Origin of the sequence: Gottfriedia acidiceleris (assembly GCF_002128425.1) — a bacterium.
Classification (GTDB): Bacteria; Bacillota; Bacilli; order Bacillales; family Bacillaceae_G; genus Gottfriedia; species Gottfriedia acidiceleris.
The window spans coordinates 315,308-340,677 of record NZ_NESS01000005.1; the positions used below are offsets into that span (position 1 = coordinate 315,308).

Annotated in this window: 25 protein-coding genes and 1 other annotated feature; of the genes, 1 reads left to right on the forward strand and 24 read right to left on the reverse strand. The window is 33.4% G+C overall.

The window, feature by feature from the left end; translation table 11 throughout:
* Window positions 1-57 precede the first annotated feature (57 nt).
* The 16 genes from B6K90_RS12080 to spoIIGA all read right to left on the reverse strand — a co-directional run bounded on the left by B6K90_RS12080 (window position 58) and on the right by spoIIGA (window position 14,907).
* Entirely contained in the window at window positions 58-1,356 is a 1,299-nt protein-coding gene (locus tag B6K90_RS12080; RefSeq protein ID WP_167555356.1) for a solute carrier family 23 protein, read from the reverse strand.
* Between the two features lie 135 nt (window positions 1,357-1,491).
* Complete coding sequence (pyrR, locus tag B6K90_RS12085) at window positions 1,492-2,034, reverse strand: bifunctional pyr operon transcriptional regulator/uracil phosphoribosyltransferase PyrR (protein WP_056471028.1); 543 nt, start codon at window positions 2,032-2,034, stop codon at window positions 1,492-1,494.
* A gap of 186 nt (window positions 2,035-2,220) precedes the next feature.
* Window positions 2,221-3,129 (reverse strand): RluA family pseudouridine synthase, encoded by a 909-nt coding sequence (locus tag B6K90_RS12090; RefSeq protein WP_088013022.1) that lies wholly within the window; start codon window positions 3,127-3,129, stop codon window positions 2,221-2,223.
* Window positions 3,126-3,584 carry a signal peptidase II gene (gene lspA, locus B6K90_RS12095; RefSeq protein WP_088013023.1) on the reverse strand — a complete coding sequence of 153 codons (459 nt, stop codon included), beginning with the start codon at window positions 3,582-3,584 and terminating at the stop codon, window positions 3,126-3,128. Before lspA ends, B6K90_RS12090 begins: the two co-directional genes overlap by 4 nt.
* 71 nt (window positions 3,585-3,655) lie before the next feature.
* Entirely contained in the window at window positions 3,656-3,979 is a 324-nt protein-coding gene (locus B6K90_RS12100) for a TraR/DksA family transcriptional regulator (RefSeq protein ID WP_088013024.1), read from the reverse strand.
* Window positions 3,980-4,294: 315 nt separating this feature from the next.
* Window positions 4,295-7,051 (reverse strand): isoleucine--tRNA ligase, encoded by a 2,757-nt coding sequence (ileS, locus tag B6K90_RS12105; protein ID WP_088013025.1) that lies wholly within the window; start codon window positions 7,049-7,051, stop codon window positions 4,295-4,297.
* A 281-nt stretch (window positions 7,052-7,332) separates the two neighbouring features.
* Window positions 7,333-7,556, reverse strand: a binding site (T-box leader).
* A 55-nt stretch (window positions 7,557-7,611) separates the two neighbouring features.
* Complete coding sequence (locus B6K90_RS12110) at window positions 7,612-8,100, reverse strand: DivIVA domain-containing protein (protein ID WP_088013026.1); 489 nt, start codon at window positions 8,098-8,100, stop codon at window positions 7,612-7,614.
* 85 nt (window positions 8,101-8,185) lie between these two features.
* Window positions 8,186-8,959 carry a YlmH family RNA-binding protein gene (locus B6K90_RS12115; RefSeq protein WP_088013027.1) on the reverse strand — a complete coding sequence of 258 codons (774 nt, stop codon included), beginning with the start codon at window positions 8,957-8,959 and terminating at the stop codon, window positions 8,186-8,188.
* Window positions 8,960-9,028: 69 nt separating this feature from the next.
* A complete protein-coding gene (locus tag B6K90_RS12120) occupies window positions 9,029-9,289 on the reverse strand; it encodes a YggT family protein (protein ID WP_088013028.1) in 261 nt (86 codons plus the stop codon).
* 4 nt (window positions 9,290-9,293) lie between these two features.
* On the reverse strand, window positions 9,294-9,782 hold the full coding sequence (locus B6K90_RS12125; RefSeq protein WP_088013029.1) for a cell division protein SepF: 489 nt from the start codon (window positions 9,780-9,782) through the stop codon (window positions 9,294-9,296).
* Window positions 9,783-9,787: 5 nt separating this feature from the next.
* Window positions 9,788-10,462, reverse strand: coding sequence for a YggS family pyridoxal phosphate-dependent enzyme (locus tag B6K90_RS12130; protein WP_167555352.1), 675 nt, complete (start codon window positions 10,460-10,462; stop codon window positions 9,788-9,790).
* A 4-nt stretch (window positions 10,463-10,466) separates the two neighbouring features.
* Window positions 10,467-11,291, reverse strand: coding sequence for a peptidoglycan editing factor PgeF (gene pgeF / locus B6K90_RS12135; protein ID WP_088013030.1), 825 nt, complete (start codon window positions 11,289-11,291; stop codon window positions 10,467-10,469).
* A gap of 242 nt (window positions 11,292-11,533) precedes the next feature.
* Window positions 11,534-11,815, reverse strand: a complete 282-nt coding sequence (locus tag B6K90_RS12140; RefSeq protein WP_088013031.1) for a YlmC/YmxH family sporulation protein — start codon at window positions 11,813-11,815, stop codon at window positions 11,534-11,536.
* Between the two features lie 403 nt (window positions 11,816-12,218).
* Window positions 12,219-12,998 (reverse strand): RNA polymerase sporulation sigma factor SigG, encoded by a 780-nt coding sequence (sigG, locus tag B6K90_RS12145; protein ID WP_056471070.1) that lies wholly within the window; start codon window positions 12,996-12,998, stop codon window positions 12,219-12,221.
* Window positions 12,999-13,271: 273 nt separating this feature from the next.
* A complete protein-coding gene (gene sigE, locus B6K90_RS12150) occupies window positions 13,272-13,991 on the reverse strand; it encodes an RNA polymerase sporulation sigma factor SigE (protein ID WP_088013032.1) in 720 nt (239 codons plus the stop codon).
* A 10-nt stretch (window positions 13,992-14,001) separates the two neighbouring features.
* Window positions 14,002-14,907 carry a sigma-E processing peptidase SpoIIGA gene (gene spoIIGA / locus B6K90_RS12155; protein WP_181868993.1) on the reverse strand — a complete coding sequence of 302 codons (906 nt, stop codon included), beginning with the start codon at window positions 14,905-14,907 and terminating at the stop codon, window positions 14,002-14,004.
* Window positions 14,908-15,121: 214 nt separating this feature from the next.
* Between spoIIGA and B6K90_RS12160 the strand changes: the two genes are divergently transcribed.
* Window positions 15,122-15,790, forward strand: a complete 669-nt coding sequence (locus B6K90_RS12160; RefSeq protein ID WP_088013034.1) for a class I SAM-dependent methyltransferase — start codon at window positions 15,122-15,124, stop codon at window positions 15,788-15,790.
* A 48-nt stretch (window positions 15,791-15,838) separates the two neighbouring features.
* Here B6K90_RS12160 and ftsZ read toward each other — a convergent pair whose 3' ends face one another.
* The 8 genes from ftsZ to mraY all read right to left on the reverse strand — a co-directional run bounded on the left by ftsZ (window position 15,839) and on the right by mraY (window position 25,266).
* Window positions 15,839-16,981, reverse strand: a complete 1,143-nt coding sequence (gene ftsZ / locus B6K90_RS12165) for a cell division protein FtsZ (protein ID WP_069035599.1) — start codon at window positions 16,979-16,981, stop codon at window positions 15,839-15,841.
* Window positions 16,982-17,016: 35 nt separating this feature from the next.
* On the reverse strand, window positions 17,017-18,297 hold the full coding sequence (ftsA, locus tag B6K90_RS12170) for a cell division protein FtsA (protein WP_088013035.1): 1,281 nt from the start codon (window positions 18,295-18,297) through the stop codon (window positions 17,017-17,019).
* A gap of 224 nt (window positions 18,298-18,521) precedes the next feature.
* Complete coding sequence (locus B6K90_RS12175; protein ID WP_088013036.1) at window positions 18,522-19,277, reverse strand: cell division protein FtsQ/DivIB; 756 nt, start codon at window positions 19,275-19,277, stop codon at window positions 18,522-18,524.
* A gap of 170 nt (window positions 19,278-19,447) precedes the next feature.
* Window positions 19,448-20,356 carry a UDP-N-acetylmuramate dehydrogenase gene (murB, locus tag B6K90_RS12180; RefSeq protein ID WP_088013037.1) on the reverse strand — a complete coding sequence of 303 codons (909 nt, stop codon included), beginning with the start codon at window positions 20,354-20,356 and terminating at the stop codon, window positions 19,448-19,450.
* A gap of 74 nt (window positions 20,357-20,430) precedes the next feature.
* Window positions 20,431-21,522: an undecaprenyldiphospho-muramoylpentapeptide beta-N-acetylglucosaminyltransferase gene (gene murG / locus B6K90_RS12185; RefSeq protein WP_088013038.1), complete on the reverse strand. Its 1,092-nt coding sequence runs from the start codon at window positions 21,520-21,522 to the stop codon at window positions 20,431-20,433.
* 281 nt (window positions 21,523-21,803) lie between these two features.
* Window positions 21,804-22,877 (reverse strand): stage V sporulation protein E, encoded by a 1,074-nt coding sequence (spoVE, locus tag B6K90_RS12190; protein WP_088013112.1) that lies wholly within the window; start codon window positions 22,875-22,877, stop codon window positions 21,804-21,806.
* Window positions 22,878-22,938: 61 nt separating this feature from the next.
* Window positions 22,939-24,291, reverse strand: coding sequence for a UDP-N-acetylmuramoyl-L-alanine--D-glutamate ligase (murD, locus tag B6K90_RS12195; RefSeq protein ID WP_088013039.1), 1,353 nt, complete (start codon window positions 24,289-24,291; stop codon window positions 22,939-22,941).
* Window positions 24,292-25,266, reverse strand: coding sequence for a phospho-N-acetylmuramoyl-pentapeptide-transferase (gene mraY / locus B6K90_RS12200; protein WP_088013040.1), 975 nt, complete (start codon window positions 25,264-25,266; stop codon window positions 24,292-24,294).
* Window positions 25,267-25,370: the final 104 nt, after the last annotated feature.

Here is a 25,370-nt window from a genome sequence, read left to right on the forward strand (position 1 = left end):
TCATCTGTTTTATTTTTGGAGTCTTCTCACTGTCATAATGCCCCATTTAAATTTCAATTATGAAGTTAAGCTCTCATCCTTATTTTCAATTGTACGATCGCCACCAATGTTTTCTGGTAGGACTAAATTTAGTACAACTCCGATTAAAGCTGATAAAGCCATTCCTTCTAATGCGAATTGTTTACCAATGTGTATTGCTGCTCCACCAATTCCTAATACTAGAATGACTGAAGCGATAACTAAGTTTCGTTGTTTAGCAAAATCGATTTTGTTTTCTACTAGTACTCGTAATCCGCTTGAAGCGATGATACCGAACAGTAGGATTGAGATACCACCCATTACAGGTGTTGGGATTGAGCTAATGACCGCTGAGATTTTTCCGACGAATCCAAATGTCATGGCCAAGATTGCAGCACCTATGAATACGTATACGCTGTAAGCTCTTGTGATTGCTAGAACACCGATGTTTTCACCATATGTTGTTGTTGTAGGTCCACCAATTAAGCCTGCTATCATTGTTGAAACTGCATCTCCGAATAATGACTTATCTAATCCAGGATCTTTAATTAAATCTTTATCTACGACACTTCCTAGTACGACTTGGTGTCCAATATGTTCTGAGATTGTCACGATTGCTACTGGTACAAAGATGATTAGCAACTGGAATGTGACATGTGGTGTGTAGTGAACAAATGGGACTGAGAAATCAGGTACTGCTATCCAATCTGCTTTTTCAATTCCTGTAAAATCTACTACTCCAAAGAAGATTGACGTAATATAACCACCAATAATTCCTACTAAGATTGGTATGACTGATAAGAAACCTCTTGTAAACAATGCTGTGATTATTGTGATTGCTAGTGTAATTAATGCGATTGAGATTGATGTTGTGCTATATTTACCGTTTGCTCCGTTCATTGCCATTCCAACCGCTACGGTTGATAAGCTTAATCCAATAACGATGATTACCGGCCCAACTACGATTGGTGGTAATACTCTGAATAACCATTTCACGCCTACTTTGTTAATGATTAGTGCGATTACTGCATAAATAATACCTGTGATGAAAACTCCTACGAACGCTGCACCAGGTTCTAAATTTGTTTTCGCGTATATCATCGGAGCGATGAAGGCGAATGATGATCCAAGGTAAGATGGTACTTTACCTCTTGTGATTAGAATGAATACGATTGTTCCAATCCCGCTTGAAATTAGTGCGATTGAAGGGTTTATGCCGATCAAGATTGGAGCTAATACTGTTGATCCAAACATTGCGAATAAATGTTGTAAACTTAGGAAAATCCATTGACCTAAATTCGGTTTTTCATTTATCTCTAGGACAGGTTTTTGTTTTATCATGTTGTTTCCTCCAATTTTCCAATAAAAAAACTCTTTGTGGTTTACACAAAGAGTCCAATACGTTGCTTTAAAGAAGGCAGCAACTAACTAGACCCTTTGTTAGCCTCTCTGGACCAAATTTAAAAGGGACTTCTATTTTTCAAATATACTTACTTTATCGTGATCATCTGTTTCCTTTAATGCAACAACTACTTTTTCATTACTCGATGTTGGAATATTTTTTCCAACATAGTCTGCTCTTACTGGAAGCTCACGATGTCCTCGATCTACTAAAACTGCTAATTGTATTTGTGCCGGTCTACCTAAGTCCATAACAGCGTCCATTGCGGCACGAACTGTTCTACCTGTGTAAAGCACATCATCAACTAAAATTACTTTTTTGTTTGTTAGGTCAACAGGAACATTTGAACCCTTCACTAATGGTTCTTTGTTTTCTGTCTTTGTCGATAAATCGTCTCGATAAAGAGTAATATCTAAATCACCCATGATTACATCTTTACCTTCAATTTGTTTAATTCTTTCTGCAATACGTTTTGCTAGATAAACACCTCTTGTTTTAATACCCACTAAAACAACATTTTCAATACCTTTGTTATTTTCTAGCATTTCATGTGCAATTCTTGTTAAACCACGTCTGATTGCTAGTTCGTCTAAGATGATTGCTTTTTCCGTCATTAACCTTACCTCCTACTTTTATAGTGTAGAAGCAAAAAACCCTCTTGCCCGATGGACAAGAGGGTAGCGCAAAGGGATACAATTATCCCTTTTCATTTTTCCGCTTCCTTCTCAACCTCACGGGGTTGTGTTAAAGGTTCATTCAACTGTCCTCATTATGACCTATATCACGATCATTGTCAACAGTTATCTGCGTAATTGTTCAATAATATTTTCTAGTACTTTTGGTATAGGTGCTGAAAACTCTAAATACTCATTTGTTCTCGGATGTTCAAATCCTAAAACAGCTGCATGTAGTGCTTGACCATCTATGTCTAATGTTTTACGTGGTCCATATTTAGGATCACCAGCTAAAGGGTATCCTATGTATTTCATATGAACACGAATTTGATGTGTACGACCTGTTTCAAGCTGACATTCAACTAATGTAAATTCTTCATATCGCTCTAATACTCTAAAATGAGTAACTGCTTCTTTACTATTATCTTCAGTAACTGTCATACTTTGACGGTCACTTTTATCTCGTCCGATTGGTGCATCAATTGTGCCTTCTTCATGCGGAATTACCCCATGTACAATCGCAATATACTTTCGAACAGAGGTTTTTTTACGTAGTTGCTCTGCAAGCTTCTCATGAGCTACATCATTTTTTGCAACCATTAATAAACCTGAAGTATCCTTATCGATTCGATGTACTATACCAGGTCTTAATACACCATTAATGCCAGATAAATCTTTACAATGATACATTAGAGCGTTCACTAAAGTACCCGTTTCATGACCTAATGCAGGATGAACAACCATTCCACGTGGTTTATTTACTACAATAACATCCGCATCTTCATAATAAATATCCAGTGGAATATTCTCAAGCATTACTTCTAATGGCTTTGGATCAGGTACTGAAACTGATATTTCATCGCCTTGTTTTACTTTATAATTACGTTTAATTTTTTCGCCGTTCACTAATACAAAATCTTCTTTTAACCATGTTTGTACTTGAGACCTTGACCACTCATCATTTTGAGTTGCTATAAACGTATCGATTCTTTCTAAATGTTGATCCTCTTGAACTGTAAAAGCAAAAACTGTCATTTCTTAACTCCTCTTTTGTCTTCCAATAAAGTAATAATAAATAATAAAATAACTCCTACACATAGAGCTGAATCTGCGATATTAAATACAGGGAAATCATAATTAAAAATATAAACATGAATAAAGTCAACTACTTCTTTACGGAAGAATCGATCAATAAAATTACCAATCGCACCACCTAAAACTAACCCTAAAGATAAACCAAGGAAGCGATCTCCTTTTGCGTGCTTTTGAATAAAGTAAATTACTGCTGCTACAAAGACTAATGTAATTAAATAAAAGAAGCCCATTTTTCCTTGGAGCATTCCCCAAGCCGCTCCTCTATTGCGATGTGATGTTATGTAAAAAATATTTTTAATAATTTCAATATTTTCTCCTAAATACATCTTCTTTAATACTGCAAGTTTTGTCAGTTGATCAATTAAAATGACAATTAGCGCAATAATATATGCCATATTTATCCCCTACCTTATTAGATATCTCATCAAATTTTAGCATAGGGGAAACGTTTATACAATGAATAGTATTAGTAATGATTCCTTACAAAACTAAAATCCTCCAACGTTCGACCTGTTGGAAGCACTTTTAATTTTTCAATTGGAATAGCTTGCCCAGTTACTTCACAATAACCAAATAATCCATGATCTATTTTTTGCAAAGCAATTTCAATATCATATAAATCATTTTGCATGTCTTCAACGAGTATATGATGTTTATTTGTCTCTTCAAAAATTGAATGATGCTGCTCAATATCAAGAGAACTTATTGGTTCAGAAAATAAACGATGTAGCAATTCATTTTTAATTAGTTCAAGCTCTTGTTTAATATAGAAAATTTCATTGCTCCTCATCTTCTTCACTCCCAATTTATTTTTGTAAACATACTTTTCCCTCAAAGTGAAGTCGATAATAGGTGAAACTTTTTCCTTTAAAGGAAATGCATAAAGATATTTCCATTCATAATTGTGATGTAAAGCGTAATTTTAAAGATTCTTTTTTTTGTTAAAATAAAAAACAAACAAAAAAGAAAACCCGTTTAAGATCAATTTCCTCGTTCGGGTTTTCCTCACTACAATACCTATCATTGAGTAGTATGATCAAAGATTAAAAAGAGCCGAAAGTTTTATCTTTCGACTCTTCTTTTAAGTGATTAAACACTTTTTTGATTACATACCTTTTACAACACTTGCACAACGCAAGCACAGTGTTGGGTGCTCTTCATCTTTTCCTACTTCTTCTGTAACTACCCAGCATCGTTCACAAGTTTCACCTGTCGCAGGAGTTACTTCAATACTTAATGTATCAAATTTTTGCGCTTTTTCAGGAGCCTGCTCATCGCTATTTGCAATTTCTACTTGAGAAACAATTAATAATTGTTTGAAGTCTTCATTAATAGAATTTAATAGCTCTGCTACTTCTGCATTTGGATAGATTTTCACTGATGCAGTTAGAGATTTACCGATTACTTTTTCATTACGTGCAACCTCTAGTGCTTTTAGAACGTCATCACGTAAATCCATGAATTTTTCCCACTTAGCTTCTAAGCTTTGAGTATCACCGAAATCTTTAACGTCTGGCATTTCAGTTAAGAAAATACTATCAACTGTAGTTCCTTCCATATGTGACCAAACTTCTTCAGCTGTATGAGGTAAAATTGGAGCAACTAAACGAGTTAGTGCTTGTAATGACTCATGTAATACTGTTTGAATTGCTAAACGATCTTTATTCGTTTTAGGCTCGATATATAAAACATCTTTTGAAAGATCAAAATAGAATGAACTTAATTCTGTTGTACAGAAGTTTTGAATTGTGTGGTAAACATTAGCAAATTCATATTTCTCGTATGATTCACGTACAGTTTTAACCACATTGTTTAACTTAACTAACATGTATTGATCTAATTCACGTAGCTCTTCGTATTTTAAAGCATCTTGTTCAGCGTTAAATCCATCTAAGTTTCCTAGTAAGAAACGGAACGTATTACGGATTTTACGATATACTTCTGCAACTTGTTTCATTAACGCGTCAGAAATACGAACATCTGATTGATAATCTACAGAAGCTACCCATAGACGTAAAATATCTGAACCGTACTGATTCATAATTTTTGATGGTAGGACGATGTTTCCAATTGATTTACTCATTTTACGACCTTCACCATCTAAAACGAAACCATGGCTTACTACAGCTTTATACGGAGCTTGACCTGTTACAGCAACGCTTGTACTTAATGAAGAGTTAAACCAACCGCGGTATTGGTCAGAACCTTCTAAATAAATGTCAGCAGGGAAAGATAATTCTTCACGAGTATTTAATACAGCCTGATGTGATGAACCACTATCAAACCAAACATCCATGATATCTTTCTCTTTTGTGAAATTACCATTTGGTGAACCAGGATGTGTAAATCCTTCTGGTAATAATTCTTTCGCTTCTTTTTCAAACCAAATATTTGAACCATGCTCTTTAAATAAGTTTGAAACATGTTCAATCGTTTCTTCAGTAATAATTGCTTCTCCGTCTTCGGCATAAAATACTGGGATTGGAACACCCCATACGCGTTGACGTGAAATACACCAATCTCCACGATCACGAACCATGTTAAATAGACGAGTTTCACCCCAAGCTGGGAACCACTTCGTATCTTGAACAGCTTGCATTAATTGCTCACGAATTGCTTCAATTGATGCAAACCATTGTGCAGTAGCTCGGAAGATAATTGGCTTTTTCGTTCTCCAGTCGTGTGGATACGAGTGAGTAATGAATTGTAATTTTAATAATGCACCTTTTTCTTCTAATGCATTTGTAATTTCTTTATTAGCAGCATCATAGAATAAACCTTCAAATCCAGGAGCTTCTTTCGTAAGAACACCTTTTTCATCTACTGGACATAATACTTCTAATCCATATTGTTGACCTACACGGAAGTCATCTTCACCGTGACCAGGAGCAGTGTGAACACAACCAGTACCAGCGTCAGTTGTTACATGATCACCTAAAATTACAACTGATTGACGGTCATATAATGGATGCTTACAAATGATTCCTTCAAGTTCAGCGCCTTTGAATGTCTTTTCAACTACTGCATCTTCCCAACCAAGTTCTTTTGCTACAGTTTCTTTTAACTCACTAGCAACAACGAACTTGTCACCATTTACAGAAACTACATCATAGCTTAAGTCAGGATGTAAACATACAGCTAGGTTAGCTGGGATTGTCCATGGAGTTGTCGTCCAAATAATGAATTTCTCTCCACCGTTTAAAATATTTTTTCCATTTTCAACTGCAAATGCAACATAGATTGATGCTGAACGTTTATCTTGGTATTCAATTTCCGCTTCTGCAAGTGCAGATTCACTTGATGGAGACCAATATACTGGTTTAAGACCTTTATAGATTAATCCCTTAGTAGCCATTTTACCAAATACTTTAATTTGTTCGGCTTCATATTCTTTTTCAAGTGTGATATATGGTCGGTCCCAATCACCTAAAATTCCTAAACGTTTAAATTGTTCTTTTTGACGTTCTACTTGCTCGTAAGCATATTCTTCACATAGTTTACGGAATTCTGCTACTGACATTTCTTTACGATTTACTTTCTTATTTGCTAATGCTTGTTCAATCGGCAAACCGTGAGTATCCCAACCTGGAACGTAAGGAGAACGATATCCATTCATATTATAAAAACGAACAATGAAATCCTTTAATACTTTATTAAGTGCATGTCCCATATGAAGGTCACCATTTGCATAAGGTGGTCCATCATGTAAAATAAATGATGGTTTTCCTTCGTTATGTTTTTGAACTGTTGTATAAATATCTTTTTTGTTCCACTCTTCTTGAATTTGTGGCTCACGTTGAGGTAAATTTCCTCTCATAGGAAATTCAGTTTTTGGCATAAGTAACGTATCTTTGTACTCCATTTGCTTTCCTCCATTTTAAACTTTTTAAAAGATTGATCTAAAGCTAGCCGTTTTAGGCAAGTCTAACTACTCTATGCCAGCTTACTTTACATTTTTTAAATTCCACATTAACGCATTGTATCCATCTTACAAACCTTTTATTAGCGCTTGTTCTATTTGCAAAAGCTAAAAAAAATAAAATTAATGAATACACTGTATAATTTTAAAGCTTTCTTTAAAATTGGATGGATTAAATATGTATAATAAATCGCATAAGACGAAAAAAAACCTTCCTCATCCCAAAAAGGGACGAGAAAGGTTTCCCGTGGTACCACCCTAATTGACAATAAATTACATTAATTCATTGTCCACTTAGCATTCGTAACGTGAATGAAACGTCTTTTCTTACTCATTTTCAGAAAAGCACTCTAGGGTGATTTTCCTTCTATTTTCTATATCAAGCTTACACTATCCTTGACTCGCTACCTAGTTTTATAGAAGTACTCTTCCCTGTCACCGATTTACTATTAATATCTAATAAATTATATGTAAAACTTTACAAATCGTCAAGGCTTATACGACTAGTTTGCAATTTCTTCTGTTTCTTTATCTTCTAAAATATGATCCCAATCTTCATGACCTAACATTTCTAATTGAGTTTCAATTGCCATTCTTAAACGAGTTCGGAAAACTTTGGATTGCTTCTTAAGCTCTTCAAATTCCATCGTAACTTTTCTAGATTTAATTAATGCTTCATTTATAATACGATCAGCATTTTTCTCTGCTTCTTTAATGATCAATTTAGCTTCTTTTTGGGCACTACCTTTTACATCTTCAGCAGCTTCTTGCGCAATCAAAATTGACTTATTTAAAGTTTCTTCTATTGTAGAAAAATGCTTTAATCTTTCTTTCATATCAAGAATTTGTTCTTCTAATTGTTTCTTCTCACGAATAACTAATTCATAATCTTTAATGACTTGATCTAAAAACTCGTTAACATCATCTTCGTCATAGCCACGAAAACTTTTCCCAAATTCTTTATTATGAATATCAAGTGGTGTTAAAGGCAATTAAGCCACCTCCATGTATGTTCTTTATTAATAGGTTATAATAAATTTTCGACAGTTTCTACGTTTTTCCTTCTACAATTTCTGACTATTTTTTAACACCGTAGTTTATCCGCCATTTTTCTTTCTTTGATAAACCATCAATTGACATCAACATTCCTCTACCAAATCCTTTGACAGAGAATAAATCTCCTTCTTCACATATAAACGAAGTAGAATCAATAACTCGTTGATTTACCTTAACGTGTTCGGCTTTGATTAAGCTTTGAGCTTTCTGTCTCGATATATTGTAGAATTCACTCAATAAGACATCTAATCGTAATGATGATACAGTCCCATTATTAGTTTGCCAAACATCATCAGATTCAACCAATTCTTTAAATGAAATTCTCCTTAATTTAATCGGCGATTTCCCTACAGAATTTAGGTTGTTTTCTACAAAACTTGCTATTTCATCAGCAACAATAACTTGAATCATATCATTTTTAATTAGAATATCACCAAATTTTCCTCTTGTTATTCCGAGTGACATTAATGTTCCTAATACTTGCCGATGAGATAAGGTGTGAAACTTAGTTGCATAAACTAAGTCAAATGCAACTAAACAAAAGTCCTCTTCAACTGGTGTATAAAAACTTGGATAAATAATTGCACGCTTTCGTTCACAATCCTCACGTCCACCAAAAAAAGCGACAAAACACTCCCCTTGATTACCAATAATTGATTGCATAATCATTTGTTCTCTTAAATCAAGAAAATCCGTCAGCTTAATAGAATAGCGTTCTATTGCTTGTTCTTTCCAACTGAGGACCTTATCTACGAAAACATGCTCTTCTTTTCGAAAATGATCATAAATACTCATTGGATGCAATCCTCTTTTTCATCAAACTATCAATATTAATTAAAAAAGAGAACCTATTAGATTCTCTTTTTAAAAGTAATGAGAAATACTTATTATTCCATATCCAGCAAATTCTAATGCAAATAATGCAACAATTGGAGAAAAATCAAACATACCGATTGATGGAACAATTCGACGGAATGGTTCTAAATATGGCTCTGAGATCGAACCAATAAAACGACCGAAACCGGATTGTCTTATTTGAGGGAACCAAGATAAAATGATATGAATAATGATGATGATTTTATAGATTCCGATTAATCTGTATAATAAATATAAAAATACAGCCATTTAATTACCACCTTTTAATGGAATTGTCTTCCTCAAATAACATATCTGTAATCGTTCCAGAAATATCTATATTATCAGGTGTACAAATAAATGTATTTGTACCAATTTTTTTAATATCTCCACTTATTGCATAAACTGTACCACTTAAGAAATCAACAAAGCGTTTAGCTTGATCGATTTGCATTTGTTGTAAATTGATCACAACTGCTTTTTTTGATTTCAAATGGTCTGCAACATCTTGTGCTTCTGCATATTCACGCGGCTGCGCTAATACAACTTTTGACGTCAATGATGCTCCTCCTGGTAAACTTACTAATTTTTGCTTTGATGCATTTCGCTCATGGTTAATTTCTTCATTTACATATTTGGACGTTTGTTGTTGTTGCTGCTGTTGTTGGTATTGTTGATGTTGTTGTTGCTCTTCGTACTCATAATCATCTTCATACTCATCTTCCATAGCAAAAAAGTTTCTTACTTTTCCAATAATACTCATTTTCTCTACCTTCCCTTTCCTACTAAATCAGTACCTATTCTTATGAATGTAGCACCTTCTTCTATTGCTATCTCAAAATCATTAGACATACCCATTGATAATTCAGAACATGGAATATTTGCAATATGTTGATCTTTTACTTTTTCTTGTAATTCCTTTAATCCTTTGAAACTATTTCGAATGATCGTTATATCCTCTGTGAAAGGTGCCATCGTCATTAACCCTACAACTTGTACTTTATCTAATTCTGAAAGCTGTCTAGCAAATTCGATTACATCATTTGGATGTAAGCCATGCTTTGAGTCTTCTCCAGATACATTGACCTGTAGGAAGCACTTTAATGGTTTTGCTGCTCTTTTTTGTATCTCTTGTGCTAAAGATAGTCGATCTAAAGAGTGTAAGTAATCTATTCTATGTATGACGTCTTTTACTTTTCTAGTTTGAAGTGAGCCAATAAAATGCCATACAACACCACTTTGGATGTGATCTTGTTTTTCTTTTAGACCTTCAAAACGGTTTTCGCCTAATTGAATAATACCTTCAGCTAAAACTTCTTTAGCCACTTCTGTAGATACTTGTTTTGTAACAGCTATTAAAGTGACTTCATCATTTCGATTTGCTCTTACTTTAGCAGCACTAATTTGTTCACTAATACGTTCATAATTTTGTTTGACTGTCATGATGCTATTTCCTCCAACCAATATAACTCATCATTCTTCCTGTTTTCCCACCATCTCTACGATGAGAAAAAAACATGCTCGGGTTACAACTTGTACAATAATTTGTCATTATTATATTTTCTTCACTAATACCCGATTTAATGAGTAATTGTTTGTTTGCTTCTTTTAAATTCAGTTTGAATTTCCCGTTATGTAAAATGGTTAAAATATTATTAGGAATCTTGTGTTCAAAAGCATCATTTAACTTATTCATTACAAAATCATCCACTTCATAACAACAATCACCAATTGATGGACCGATTGCAACTTGGATATTATTTAGTTGTAAGTTTTCTTCTGTAATCCATTTTTCAATTAGACGTCCGCCAATGTTTTGAACAGTGCCTTTCCAACCTGCATGAGCTAAACCAATAAATTTACTTGTTGGTTCAAGGAAATACAGTGGAACACAATCTGCATAGCAAGAAGTTAATAATATATCTTCCTCATTCGTATAAAAACCATCTGTCACCGGGATGCTACTCTCGTAACCAGTAACACCTTTGCCACAATCGTTTTTTGTTACTTTCACTACATTATTCCCATGAACTTGTTCTGAACAAATCCATTTTGTCTTTGAAAACTCTAGAATACTTGCAAGGAGTTCTCTATTTTCTACTACAGTATCCTTCGAGTCATTTACATGTAATCCAAGATTAAAAGAAGTGAAACAACCTTGGCTAACTCCATCATTTTTTGTTGTAAATCCTGCAACTATATGTTTATATGAGTCTTCCCAAGGTTGAATCATAAAAGTACTTTCAGTCGATTGAATGAAGCTCTCTTTCATATTTATAAGACCTCACAAAAAACTAATTTTTAGTAAATATATATGTAAACCAGTTGATGGTTTCCTATATTTTACCATAGATTTCACATTTTTGATTATTTTTGACAAAACACACATATTTTTTTTCACTTCAGAAAGTATATATTGGCAACGAGGAATCAAATCGACGTGGTAACCAATTTTAGGAATAAAGTATAACGTCTCTTACTTCTCCTAAAAGTCTCTCAGTCGTCAAGTTTTCTTTATGTGAATTTTACAGGACTTGCTTGGTTTTCATCTAAATCTACAGATGAACGATATTTTACTAAAATGACATCTTCACCTATCTTTACAATATCATTCCAATAAATAATCATTTCCTCTTCTTTACTAAAAAAATTTAAACCTTTCCCTGGCTTTGTTAAAATAATCGAAGTGATTTTTCCGTTTGATTGATCAATATCTAAATCAACAATATTTCCTAATTTCTTTCCATCTGCAACATTTACAACATCTTTAACTTGAAAATCTGAAATTCTGGCCATTAACTTCACCATCCTTTTTATAAAATATATGAAGTAAGGGCCAAACATCATGATAAAATTCAAATAAAAATGTGTTAGACAATGTTGTTCGATGTTCATCCATTGTCTAACACATAATGATCGTATTTTCATTCTTCCAGTTTAACTATTTAGTAGTTATTGGATTATTAAGTTTTTACAATTGTTTGTTTATAATAATTTCATTAATTAGAATAAGCAATTTATAACAAGAATAAAGCTTGATTGAAATAAAGTTTCTCTTTGCTCAGGGAAAGAAGTGTGTTCGCTGTCCGGCTCCTAGCTCCTCGAGGTCATAAGCCAATTTCCGGTAAAGGTTAAAAAGCAACATTTACCGGAAATCGTCTTATGCTTGTCGGAGCTGAATAGTCGCCTCCGCTTTTCGTTAGCCCTGTATATTTTTGTTCATTTGTTTAATTGCTGATTTTTCTAGTCTGGATACTTGTGCTTGTGAAATTCCGATTTCTTCGGCAACTTCCATTTGTGTTTTTCCTTGGAAAAATCGTTTGCTTATGATCATTTTTTCTCGATCGTTTAATCGTTTCATTCCTTCACGTAGTGCAAGTTCTTCAACCCATTGCTCGTCCTTATTTTTATCATCACTTAGCTGATCCATTACAAAAATTGGATCTCCGCCATCATTATATATCGGTTCAAATAACGAAACTGGGTCTTGAATTGCATCTAATGCAAAGACGATTTCTTCATGTGTTACGCCTAATACTTCTGCGATTTGAACAGGAGTTGGTTCTTTTGAATTCTCTGCTAATAATCGCTCTCTAACTTGTAGAGCTTTATAAGCAATGTCTCTTAATGATCTAGACACTCTTATTGGGTTATTATCCCGTAAATATCTTCTTATTTCACCAATAATCATAGGTACAGCATACGTCGAAAATTTTACATTTTGGCTTAAATCAAAATTATCAATAGACTTCATAAGGCCTATGCAGCCTACTTGAAATAAGTCATCCACAAATTCTCCGCGGTTATTGAAACGCTGAATTACACTTAGGACAAGTCGCAAATTACCATTTACGATTGTTTCTCTTGCGCTTCGATCACCGCTTTGCATTGCATGAAATAACTTACGCATCTCATCATTCTTTAAAACTGGAAGCTTTGATGTATCTACACCGCATATTTCTACTTTGTTTCGTGTCATGATGTTCCCTCCTACTTGGAGTTGCTGTACTATAGGTAAGTATCTCCTTCGGTGGAAAATTTATGCACAAAATAAAATATACAAAAATAATAAATTCTGCCTATAAAAAAACTAGTGAATAGGTAAAAAGCAAGGATAATCTTTGCTGAATCAATGAAAATTTGCAGGTAGGGTTTTAGAAAATATTTTTAAAAATTATTCGGATTCCTCAAATACATAGAAAAAACCGATTAGTATTTGAAAAACTCAAATCTAATCGGTTCTTCTATTTTTTTAAACCATTTTATTAAACTCTTTTCGAAGTCTTTTAATAATACGTTTTTCTAATCTGGAAATATATGATTGCGATATTCCAAGCATATCAGCTACATCTTTTTGGGTTTTTTCCTCAGTTCCATCTAGTCCAAATCGTAGTTCCATTATTTGTTTTTCACGATCATTAAGCTGATCTAATGCCTTTGTTAATAATGATTTATCAACATTGGCTTCTAAGTCCTTCGTTATGATATCGTCTTCTGTACCTAATACATCAGAAAGTAATAATTCATTACCATCCCAATCAATATTTAATGGTTCATCAAACGATACTTCAGAACGGTTTTTATTATTTCTACGTAAATGCATCAGAATTTCATTTTCGATACATCTTGAAGCATAAGTAGCCAATTTAATTTTCTTTTCCGGATTAAAGGTATTTACAGCTTTTATCAATCCGATTGTACCAATGCTAATTAGATCTTCAATATTAATCCCAGTATTTTCAAATTTTCTAGCGATATATACTACTAATCGTAGATTTCTCTCAATTAATAGTGATCTAGCACCTAAATCTCCATTCGGTAGTTTCTGTAACAGCTTTTCTTCTTCTTCCCTTGTCAAAGGAGGTGGTAATGCTTCACTTCCTCCAATGTAGTATACTTCATCGGCTTTCAAACCAAGCTTTACTAATAGCTTATAAAAACCTAACTTTAGTTTTAAGAAAAATCGATTCATTTTCTACCTCCTATGCAATTTCATTAATTGTTCCTTGCATCATTTTTGGATGAAGGATACATTCATATAAATTGTCTGAAGACAAAGTAACATGACTCAATCCAACTAAAACCGAACTCGATGAATACCATTTCCCATTAATTTTCAATTTAACAACAGTAGGTTTTATTGCGACGAGGAATTGATTACTTTGACCAATACTTTTATAAGGAATAAAAGATCCTTGGAAGAAGCTTAAGACATCGAGTGCTTCAGTATTATGTAACGTATTTTCTGTGTCCCTTACCAACTTTACTAGTTCGATTGGTAATCCATAATCACTAGTGGAACAATCTAAAATAATAACTGGTTTCCTAGAAAGAGGCTCATGAAGAGAGTTACCACTATCCATTAACCCTCTAATTTTAATTGAAGTGTTACGCCACACTATTTCCATTTCATACATTTCATTCAATTTCCATTTTGTAAACGAGATATGATTGATTGATTTTCTAGCATAAAATATTACGATCGGTAGCATTCCAATTACAAAATACCAGCTAACAGGATCCCCATAAAAAGATGATTTGGTTAAATTTGATTCATTAGAAGCAAATAAGTAATGTAAGCCTAATAATGCGCCACCTAAAATGAATGTTGAAAAATAGAAGATACTTATTAGCTGTAAAAAAGTGATAATCCGTTGACGTCCAAATGCAAAAAATACTATGAAAAACGATAATAATATTTTCATAAAGGGTGAGCCAACAACATATGCATAAGGAGTAAACGTCATTAAAACAACGATTGAACCTAATAACGCCCCTAACAATGACCGCAAAATAGATACATTTCTTTTTAGAATTAAGCCTGTCAATTGAATAATCAAGAAGTCCATTAACAAGTTTAATAACCAAACAAGATCGCCATATATCACCAATTTTGTTCGCCATCCTCTATAGAATATTCATTTATATGTAAGTATAGGATGAGCACGGTAAGAAGTCTGTCAAAAAAAGGTATCATCATTGAAGAGTTTTTCGACAATACATTTGCGAAATATGGATTGGACAGGTCAGGTTTTTATAGAAATCTTTACCCTTTATCCCCTTCACTTACCATTAAATCTACCGTAAAAAAGGAGTGAGAATATGGATAAATGGATATATAATTCTCCTATTTTTGAGTTTGATCAAAATAATCCATCAATAAGACAGCACTCTGCGTGGAAAGGTCACGCAAAGTTCGCTTACGATTTAGTTCAATTCGTGAAACCAAAAAAAATTGTAGAATTAGGTACTCACTATGGTTTTTCTTTTTTTTGTTTTTGTCAAAGTGTGAAAGATCATAAGCTTTCCAGTGAATGTTTTGCAATTGATACTTGGCAAGGTGATTTGCATAGTGGAATGTATAGTAATGAAGTTTTTGATACAGTTTCTGGAGTAATTCAAAAACACTATCAAAAAGAAGCTAAAATGTTACGTAATTCATTTGATGGAGCAATTAAAAATTTCAAAGATGATTCGATCGACATACTTCATATAGACGGGTTTCATACATTTGAAGCCGTACTACATGATTACACTACTTGGCTTCCAAAAGTATCGAAAGAAGGTATTGTTCTAATCCATGATACTGAAGTAAGAATACAAGATTTTGGGGTTTATAAGTTCTGGGAAGACATTAAACAACAACATCCTTCTTTTGAATTTACGCACTCACATGGATTAGGCGTTTTATTACCTAAGGGTTGTAGCGATCAGTTTGAAAATGTCATTAGCAATCAACATATTTTACAAAATCACTACTCGAAAGAATAAAAAAAAACCAAGATAAGAGAATAATCTTATCTTGGTTTTTTACATTTATTAGCGTCTTTTACGATTACGTAAGAACGCCGGAATATCTAAGTCATCAAGACTAGTTACATTTTTAGTCGTTTCTACAACCGGAGCTTCTTCACGAATTGGTTCACGTTTAATAGTTGGTTGTGGAGTTTGAGTAGGTGTTGAAATTGTTTGTCTTGCCATTGGTTTTGGAGTAGGTGGTGCTGTAATGACACCTTCAAATCCAGTCGCAATAACCGTTACAATAATTTCATCCTTTAAGTTTTCATTAATTACAGAACCGAAAATCATATTTACTTCTGCATCACATGCAGTTGATACGATATCTGCTGCTTCTTGAACTTCATATAAGCTTAAGTTAGTTCCACCAGTTATATTCATAAGTACACCTTGCGCACCATTAATTGAAGTTTCAAGTAATGGACTAGATATAGCTTTTTTAGCTGCTTCAGCTGCACGGTTTTCTCCACCAGCAACACCGATACCCATTAATGCAGAACCTTTGTTAGACATAATTGTCTTAACATCTGCAAAGTCAAGGTTAATTAATCCCGGAACAGCGATTAAGTCAGAAATACCTTGAACCCCTTGACGAAGTACATTATCTGCTTCGCGGAATGCTTCTAGCATTGGGGTATTACGATCAACGATTTCTAATAATCGGTCATTAGGAATAACAATTAAAGTATCAACGCTTTCCTTCATTGCAGCGATTCCTGTTGCTGCTTGAGTTGAACGTTTTCTACCTTCAAATGTAAATGGACGAGTAACTACACCTACAGTTAATGCACCTAATTCTTTTGCTACTTGTGCAATTACTGGAGCTGCACCTGTTCCTGTACCGCCACCCATTCCAGCAGTTACGAATACCATGTCTGCTCCTTTAAGAGCTTCTTGTAATTGTTCTCTACTTTCTTCTGCTGCTTTTTTACCAACCTCTGGATTAGCTCCTGCCCCTAAACCACGAGTAAGTTTGCCACCGATTTGCATTTTCACTTCTGCTTTTGATAGATTAAGAGCTTGTGCATCAGTATTTACTGCAATAAAATCTACACCTTGTACTCCATGTTCAATCATTCGGTTAACAGCGTTATTTCCTCCGCCACCTACACCAATTACTTTTATCTTCGCTAAAGCATCTACATTTGTATCAAAATCTAACATGATTGATCCCCCTACTATTCAAATTCATCACAAATTTAATCCCATAAATATTTAAAAATGCTTTTAACTTTACTCATGACGCGTTCTTCATCCTGCTGTTTCGGTTTTGTATTTGAATTTGTAACAGCTACAGGTTTTCGCTCATTTGATTCGAATGCTATATTAGAGCTAAGTTTTTTTCCACGCATTTTTGATTTATAAAAAGCATACTTGATTAGTCCAACGCCAGTAATGTATTGAGGTTCTCTTACACCAATATAATCTGGTGTTGCTACCCTTACATTATTTTTAAATACCTTTTGTGCTAAATCAATTACACCAGTCATTGTTACTGTACCACCAGTTAGAACAAATCCACCTGGTAAATTGCTTCCTCTCATTCTTACAAGCTCATTTTGAACCATAAGGAAGATTTCTTCTAATCTAGCTTCAATAATGTCTGAAATTTCTTGTTGACTGTATTGCTGATGTTGTTCACTACCCATTATTGGAACACTTAATACTTCTTCAGGTAATGCAGTATCATAAAAGGCATGTCCAAATTTCACTTTAATTTTTTCTGCATCATCTGTTGAAGTTTTCAATCCAATTGATATGTCTTTTGTAATATGGTCTCCTCCAACGGGTAGTACTGAAGTAGCTATTAATACTCCTTCTCTAAAAAGAGAAATTGTAGTTGAGCCTCCACCGATGTCAACAAGAGCTACACCTAGGTTTTTTTCATCCTGCTTTAGTCCTATTGTACTCGCAGCCATAGGTTGTAAGCATATATCCGTTACTTCTAACCCCGCTCTTTCAACACAGCGAAGTATATTATGTACTAGAGTTCTTGAACCAGTGATTAATGTACCTTCCATTTCCAATCGTACACCAATCATTCCTCTTGGGTCTTTTACCTCAGAAAGGCCATCAACAATGTATTCATGTGGAACAACATCGATAATTTCTCTTTCCGGTGGTATAGAAATTACTTGAGCCTGATCCATTACCCTTAAAACATCTTCATTGTCAATTTCTTTATTTTCTTTAGATACTGCTACTACGCCGTTAGTACTAATCAATTGCACTTGATTTGCACTTACCCCTACAATTACTTTGTCAATATGAATGCCAACCATTCTTTCTGCTTGATCAATTGCTTTTTTGATTGATTTGACTGTTTCATCTATATCAACTATTGACCCACGTTTTAAGCCTGAAGATTTAACATTACCAACACCGATAATGTTAAGTGTGTCGTTAACTAGTTCTCCTATGATTACTTTAATTGTTGAAGTTCCAACGTCAAGACTCACATAGATCTCATTGCTGTTCATGATGGCACCTCCTTTTTTTCTCTATCTATTATAATCGAACATCAATTCATTCTTAAATATCATATATGACATCTATTCAACATTTACGGGGTTTTTCCTCTTTTTTAAGTTTGATTTTTCATAATCTTTTTAATTTTTTTCATTATTTCTATTTAACTACTAGTCTACACTAACATGAAAAGTTAAAAAAGACTTGAAAGTACTGTTCACTAATGTTAAATCCACTATTTAATATCAGTACTATACGGAGAAAAATATGCACCAACCTCTAAATGAATAACCCCTTTTTGATTTTTAGGTATTGACTTTAAAATTAATGGGTAATTTGACATTTTATTTGAGAATTTTCGAATCGTTGTCCTTACTTCATACCCTTCATTTGTAAAAACCGTTATTAACAAAGGATCATCCTTACTTGGTGTATAATCTATTTCAGAAATTGAATGAAATATACTTTGTGGCATTTTTTTCAATTCCGCAGCCATTTCCTGTAACTCGTCTCCTTGTTTCCAACCAATTAAATCAGGTGCTGTAGTATTTCCTAGTGAATTTTTCTCTTTAATAAGGACTCCGCTTTCTAATAATAGATACTTTTTCCCGCTGAATAAACCTTGTCCAACAGGCTGAAATTCTTTTACATCGATTTCTACTTTATTAGGAAATCTTTTATGTACGATTGCAGATTGAATTGTGTTTTCACTTTCAAGCTGATCTACTACCCTTTTTGACCTAATAGTCAAAAAGCTATCATCAACGTTTAAATCGGCTAATTTTTGAATTTCTTTATCAGAGTACAGCTTGTTTCCATTAATTACTAAATGAATTTTTGAACCAATTGATGTTTGGAAATATAATACGCATAAAAGCAAAGAAAAAAACACAAGAATTGTCACTAGTAATCGCATATTTGCTTTTTTACGTTTTTTATTACGTAAAACAGGTACACGGTCTTCTAAACTAATAATCTTATTTTCCTGCATAAATATGCCTCCATTATCAATGTTCAACTGAAAATACCTTTTTAATTTACTTTTGCTCAAGAAGTAATTTAAGAATAATAAAAAATAGAATAGCAAATGAATGCCATTCTATCTTGGTCATCATATGCTATGTAAATTATAGCATATAATTTGGTTAGTTTAGAAGAAACTTACATTTTTTTCCCAACAATTTCAACTTCTGTTTCAAGTTGCACATTAAATTTTTCTAATATAGTTTTCTTGATAAATGCTATTAGGTCCAGTACATCTTTTGAAGTAGCATTTCCAGCATTTACAATAAAGTTACCATGCATTTCAGAAACCTTCGCACCACCAATTTGATATCCTTTTAAATCTGCACGCTCAATTAAATTACCAGCATACTGTGGTAATGGATTACGGAAAATACTTCCAGCACATGGATAATTCCACGGTTGTGTTTCTCTTCGATAATCTTTGTTTTTTTGCATTAAAGCAGTTGAAGCTTCTTTTGATCCTTCTTGAAGCTGAAGTTCTGCCTCTAATACAAACCCTTTACGTTTATGTTGTAAGACTGAAGTTCGATAAGAAAAATCTAATTCTTCATTTGATAACCATTCCATTGTTCCATCAGGAAATAGAATGTGTGCTCTAGAAGTAATATTTGAAAAATCTGATTGATGAGCACCCGCATTCATATATACACCGCCACCAACACTACCAGGAATCCCACTTGCAAACTCTAGACCAGATAATCCTTTTCTACTTAATTGAGTAGCTAAACGAATAACTGAATATCCTGCACCTACAATTACTTTTGTACCTTCTACTTCAATGTGGTCTAAGCAATCACTAATTTTAATTACGACACCTTCAATACCTTGATCTGAAACAAGTAAATTTGAGCCTCTTCCGATTACAGTCACATTTACGCCATGTTCATTTGCAAGGTTAATAATTTCTTTCATTTCATTCACAGTTTTAGGAATGACCAAATACTCAGCTGGCCCCCCAATTTTCATTGTCGTATGATTTGCTAAAGGCTCATTTATTAGAAGACTCGAGTCATTTAATATTTCCTTTAATTTTGATTCAAACATTCGATATATTTCCCCCTTTAGCTTATAGTTCCTCTATTACATTTTTATTTTATTTCAAACTTGTTCGTGCAAGTTCATTTACTCATTTTTTCTAATACATTTACTAGTTTTTTTGCAGCATCTGGTACACCCATTTTCAATGATGCATTTTTCATCTCTTCAAGTTTAATAGGATTTAGTAATACTTTTTCAATTTCAGTTACTAAATATTCATTATTGAAGTTTTTTTCTAATATAACAATAGCTGCACCATTTTTCTCAAGTGATCTAGCATTAACTTCTTGATGATTATTCGTTACATAAGGACTTGGTATTAAAATACTAGGTTTTCCTAATGCAGTTAATTCTGCTAATGTAGTTGCCCCTGCTCTTGAAACTACTAAATCCACTTCTCGTAAAATTTCAGGCATATTATGTAAAAATGGTTTAACAACTACATTTTCCGGGTTACCTACTTTATTTATTTCCTCAATGACAGAATCGTAATGTACTTCACCTGTTACATAAATCATTTGGTAATCTTTTTCACCTAATTGATCGACACTTTTTAAAAATGCTTGATGAATCGGTCTTGCTCCCCTCGAACCACCAACAATTAGTACTGTGCGTTTACCTGATTTTAATCCTAATGATTCTAATACTGTTGGATTTGATTCCCCAAGTACTTCAGAAGCTCTCGGATTCCCTGTAAATACTACTTTCTCTTTATTAAAATATTCAGCAACCTCTTCAAAACAAATGGCAACTTTTGTTACATAACGATTTAAGAACTTATTTGTTAATCCAGGTATACTATTTTGTTCATGTATAACTGTAGGGATCCCTAGTTTTGCTGCTGCGTAAACAACAGGACCACAAACATATCCACCAGTTCCAACGACTACATCTGGCTTAAATTCACGAATTATTTTCTTACTATCTGATACACCCTTTAGGAATCGATAGACTGTTTTAAAATTCTCTAAAGATATGCTTCTCTTGAACCCTGTAATAACAATAGATTTAAAAGGTATGTTTGCTTTAGATACAATCCCTTTTTCTAATCCATTTTCTGTACCAACATATAAACATTCTACATTGGAATCTTGTTTTTTTAACTCTTTAATTAGCGCAAGTGCTGGATAAATATGACCACCAGTACCCCCACCACTAACTAAAATTTTCATAAAGATCCTCCTAAATTACAAAACATAAATAACTTTAAGCAGTTTAAGTAGTTATTATACCAATTTTATCACTATCATTCTAATTGTTTTTTCTTAAAAAATAAAGAAAACCCACCGATTGGCGAGTTTTTAGGAGAAGAAAGAGGCGTGGTTGAACATTTACATAATTTCTAAAATTGGCCACTACTTTGAGTTTTCTTCTTCTAATTCATAAAAATGACCGACTCATCTTTGAAAAATTCAAGTACATAATATACTTGTTTCAATTTGAGTCGGTCCATTTATGAACGTGCATGTCTACTTATATTTAATAACACTCCAACAGCTAAAAGCATTAAGGTTAATGATGAACCACCATAGCTCAAGAATGGCAATGTAATCCCAGTAACAGGCATTAAGCCTATTACAACGCCTATATTAATCATTACCTGTATTGCAATCATTGAGACGATTCCTACTGCTAAAAAAGTACCGAATAAATCAGGGGCACTTAAGGCAATTCGAATCCCTCTCCAAAGTAATAAAGAGAATAATAAAATGACAAAAGATCCACCGATAAATCCTAGTTCTTCTGATAGAATAGCAAAAATAAAATCAGTTTGTGGTTCAGGTAAATACATAAACTTTTGTCTACTTTGTCCCAATCCTAAACCAAATAATCCACCTGGACCAATCGCATATAGTGATTGGATAATTTGGAATCCAGTTCCTAATGGATCAGACCATGGATCTAGGAATGATGTAATCCTCTTTATACGATATGGAGCAGAAGCAATTAAGGCAATAAATCCTGCAACCCCAACAATACCCAACCCCATAAAATGAGATATTCTTGCTCCAGCTACGAATATGATGATTACACAAGTACCTACCATTACTGTACCTGTTCCTAAATCAGGTTGAAGCATAATTAAACCAAATGCCAAAAACACAAGACCTAATGTTGGTACTAGACCTTTTTTAAAAGACGTAATATTTTTCTGATTATCTGCTAAGTATTTTGATAGAAATACCATCATTCCAAGTTTCATAAACTCAGAGGGCTGAATAGAGAATGCACCGATTCCAATCCAACTTCGCGCTCCACCTCGTACTAGACCAACTCCTGGAACAAGTACAAGTACCAACAAGATAAAACAAGCGATTAATATTTTTTTTGCATGTGTTCTGAAAAACCAGTAGTCAATATTTGAAACAACAAACATTCCGACTACTCCAACCCCAGCAAATAATAATTGCCGTTTAGCAAAAAAGAACGAATCATGAAACTTATAAGATGCCCATATTGCACTAGCACTGTAAACCATAATCATACCTACTGTTAATAATGATAGCGTAACGAGAACAAGAATCATGTCAGGACTATTTTTCTTTGTTGGCACTTAAATACACCTCAACTTTTGAATTAAACAAGCCTTACATTAATTTATGCACTGCTTGTATAAATTTATTACCACGTTCTTCAAAAGTCTTAAATTGATCCCAGCTTGCACAAGCAGGTGACAATAAAATAATATCTCCAACTTCTGAATGAGCGAATGCTTCATTTACAGCATCTTCAACATTATCTACCGATTTTACTGCTTTCATTCCTGCTTTTTCTGCTGATTCAATTAATTTTTCTGCAGTTTGACCATAAGTGACCATTTTTTTTACATTTTTAAAATATGGAATTAAATCGTCAAAGCCATTTCCACGATCTAATCCACCAGCAATTAGAATGACTGGTTTTTGAAATGAGGAAATTGCTTTTTGTGTCGCTAAAATATTAGTAGCTTTTGAATCATTATAAAACTTTCTCTTATTTATTTCTGTCACAAACTGAAGTCGGTGCTCTACACCAGTGAAAGTTGTTAATACCTTTTCAATCGCATCATTATCAACATCGAGAAGTTTAGAAATTGCTACTGCTGCTAATATATTTTCTAAATTATGTTTACCTGGTAAGACAATTTTTTCAACTTCAATTACTTTTTGTTCTTTAAAATAAACAAAGCCATTTTGAACATATGCACCATCTTGCACAATTTTAGTTGTAGAGAATGGAATAATTTTCGCTCTAATTAAAGAGGCCATTGCCATTACATTCTCATCATCAAAATTAACGACGGCAAAATCATTTTCTGTTTGATTTTTAAATATATTGGCTTTTGCTTTAATATACTCGTCTTTTGTACCATGATAGTCTAAATGAGCTTCAAAAATATTTGTGATTAATGAAATTTTTGGACGAAAATTTTCGATTCCCATCAATTGAAATGAAGAAAGCTCAGTTACAATAATATTATCTTCATTTGCATTTTCAGCAACTTCACAAGCGACAGTACCAATATTACCTGCAACAAGTGGTTTTTTATTGCCTTCTTGTAACATATTTAATGCTAAAGTTGTAGTCGTCGTTTTCCCATTTGAGCCTGTAATTCCGATAAATGGTGCTTCACTTATTAGATAAGCAAGCTCTATTTCCGTATAGATTGGTATATTACGCTTTATAGCTTCTATTAATAATGGATTCGTATATGGAATTCCTGGGTTTTTAACTATACAAAATGGTTGATCATTTAATAATGATAATGGATGCTCACCACATACTACTTTAAAACCTTCACTTTTTAACTTTTGTGCAATTGCATTTTGTTCAAAAGGAGTTCGATCATTAACAGTAACAGTCGCACCTAATTTTTTTAATAATTTACTGGCTGCATAACCACTCTTTGCCATTCCTAATACTAATACATTTTTATTTTGAAAGTTCGATACGTTATTCAATTACATCCACACCTCAATATAGATTCCTAATAATGCAAAAAGTAATCCTACAAACCAAAATGTTACAACAACTCGCCATTCTGACCATCCAGATAATTCATAATGATGGTGCAGCGGACTCATTTTAAATACCCTTTTACCCGTTGCTTTAAAAGATGCAACTTGAATCATTACTGATAGTGTTTCAATTACAAAAATACCACCAATAATAACAAGTAAAATTTCTAAGTGTGTAACGATTGCAATTGCAGCCAACGCCCCACCTAACGCTAATGAGCCTGTATCTCCCATAAAGACCTTTGCAGGGTGTGCATTAAATACTAAGAAACCTAATACAGCTCCTACAACTGCGATTGAAAATATTGCAACATCAAGCTGGTGTTGGTTATATGCAAGAACTGCATATGCACCAAACGCGATTGCAGCTGTACCTGACACAAGTCCATCTAATCCATCTGTTAAATTTACAGCGTTTGAAGTACCGACTAGCATAAAGATAATTAATAATACATAGATAAAGCCTAAATCAAATGAATAATTTGTCCCTGGTATAGATATAGTTGTAGAGATTCCCATTGCACGAATTGCGAAAAAGACAATGATTGATACTATAACTTGGCAAATGAATTTTTGTTTAGATGTTAATCCTAGATTTCTTTTTTTAACAACCTTTATATAGTCATCTAAAAATCCAATTACTCCAAAACAAATTGTGACAAATAATAATACATATGTACGTGTTGATAAAACATCAAAATACATAGAAATTAAAAGTGCAGATAAACTTAAAGCGATTAATATGATAATCCCACCCATTGTTGGGGTTCCTGATTTCTTTTTATGAGATTGTGGACCTTCGTCTCGAATACTCTGTCCAAATTTAAGTTTTCTTAAGTACGGTATAAAAATAGGCGATAAAATGACTGCAATGATAAATGCTGAGATCATAGCAACTAAAATTGACGGTTCTAGCATTATACGCCCTCCTTTCTAAAGTTCTCTTCTTCGTTCTTTACTTAATAGTTTAATTCTTTTATTAAGAATTATGAAATCAATTTTTCACAGTACAAAGAAGAGGA

Bases quoted from the DNA above. Each gene is read 5' to 3' on its own strand.
- pyrR (WP_056471028.1), bottom strand. From the start codon at position 2,034: ATGACGGAAAAAGCAATCATCTTAGACGAACTAGCAATCAGACGTGGT.
- B6K90_RS12090 (WP_088013022.1), bottom strand. From the start codon at position 3,129: ATGACAGTTTTTGCTTTTACAGTTCAAGAGGATCAACATTTAGAAAGA.
- lspA (WP_088013023.1), bottom strand. From the start codon at position 3,584: ATGGCATATATTATTGCGCTAATTGTCATTTTAATTGATCAACTGACA.
- B6K90_RS12100 (WP_088013024.1), bottom strand. From the start codon at position 3,979: ATGAGGAGCAATGAAATTTTCTATATTAAACAAGAGCTTGAACTAATT.
- ileS (WP_088013025.1), bottom strand. From the start codon at position 7,051: ATGGAGTACAAAGATACGTTACTTATGCCAAAAACTGAATTTCCTATG.
- B6K90_RS12115 (WP_088013027.1), bottom strand. From the start codon at position 8,959: ATGAGTATTTATGATCATTTTCGAAAAGAAGAGCATGTTTTCGTAGAT.
- B6K90_RS12120 (WP_088013028.1), bottom strand. From the start codon at position 9,289: ATGGCTGTATTTTTATATTTATTATACAGATTAATCGGAATCTATAAA.
- B6K90_RS12125 (WP_088013029.1), bottom strand. From the start codon at position 9,782: ATGAGTATTATTGGAAAAGTAAGAAACTTTTTTGCTATGGAAGATGAG.
- B6K90_RS12130 (WP_167555352.1), bottom strand. From the start codon at position 10,462: ATGACAGTCAAACAAAATTATGAACGTATTAGTGAACAAATTAGTGCT.
- pgeF (WP_088013030.1), bottom strand. From the start codon at position 11,291: ATGAAAGAGAGCTTCATTCAATCGACTGAAAGTACTTTTATGATTCAA.
- B6K90_RS12140 (WP_088013031.1), bottom strand. From the start codon at position 11,815: ATGGCCAGAATTTCAGATTTTCAAGTTAAAGATGTTGTAAATGTTGCA.
- sigG (WP_056471070.1), bottom strand. From the start codon at position 12,998: ATGACACGAAACAAAGTAGAAATATGCGGTGTAGATACATCAAAGCTT.
- sigE (WP_088013032.1), bottom strand. From the start codon at position 13,991: ATGAATCGATTTTTCTTAAAACTAAAGTTAGGTTTTTATAAGCTATTA.
- B6K90_RS12160 (WP_088013034.1), top strand. From the start codon at position 15,122: ATGGATAAATGGATATATAATTCTCCTATTTTTGAGTTTGATCAAAAT.
- ftsZ (WP_069035599.1), bottom strand. From the start codon at position 16,981: ATGTTAGATTTTGATACAAATGTAGATGCTTTAGCGAAGATAAAAGTA.
- ftsA (WP_088013035.1), bottom strand. From the start codon at position 18,297: ATGAACAGCAATGAGATCTATGTGAGTCTTGACGTTGGAACTTCAACA.
- B6K90_RS12175 (WP_088013036.1), bottom strand. From the start codon at position 19,277: ATGCAGGAAAATAAGATTATTAGTTTAGAAGACCGTGTACCTGTTTTA.
- murB (WP_088013037.1), bottom strand. From the start codon at position 20,356: ATGTTTGAATCAAAATTAAAGGAAATATTAAATGACTCGAGTCTTCTA.
- murG (WP_088013038.1), bottom strand. From the start codon at position 21,522: ATGAAAATTTTAGTTAGTGGTGGGGGTACTGGTGGTCATATTTATCCA.
- spoVE (WP_088013112.1), bottom strand. From the start codon at position 22,877: ATGATTCTTGTTCTCGTTACGCTATCATTATTAACAGTAGGTATGATT.
- mraY (WP_088013040.1), bottom strand. From the start codon at position 25,266: ATGCTAGAACCGTCAATTTTAGTTGCTATGATCTCAGCATTTATCATT.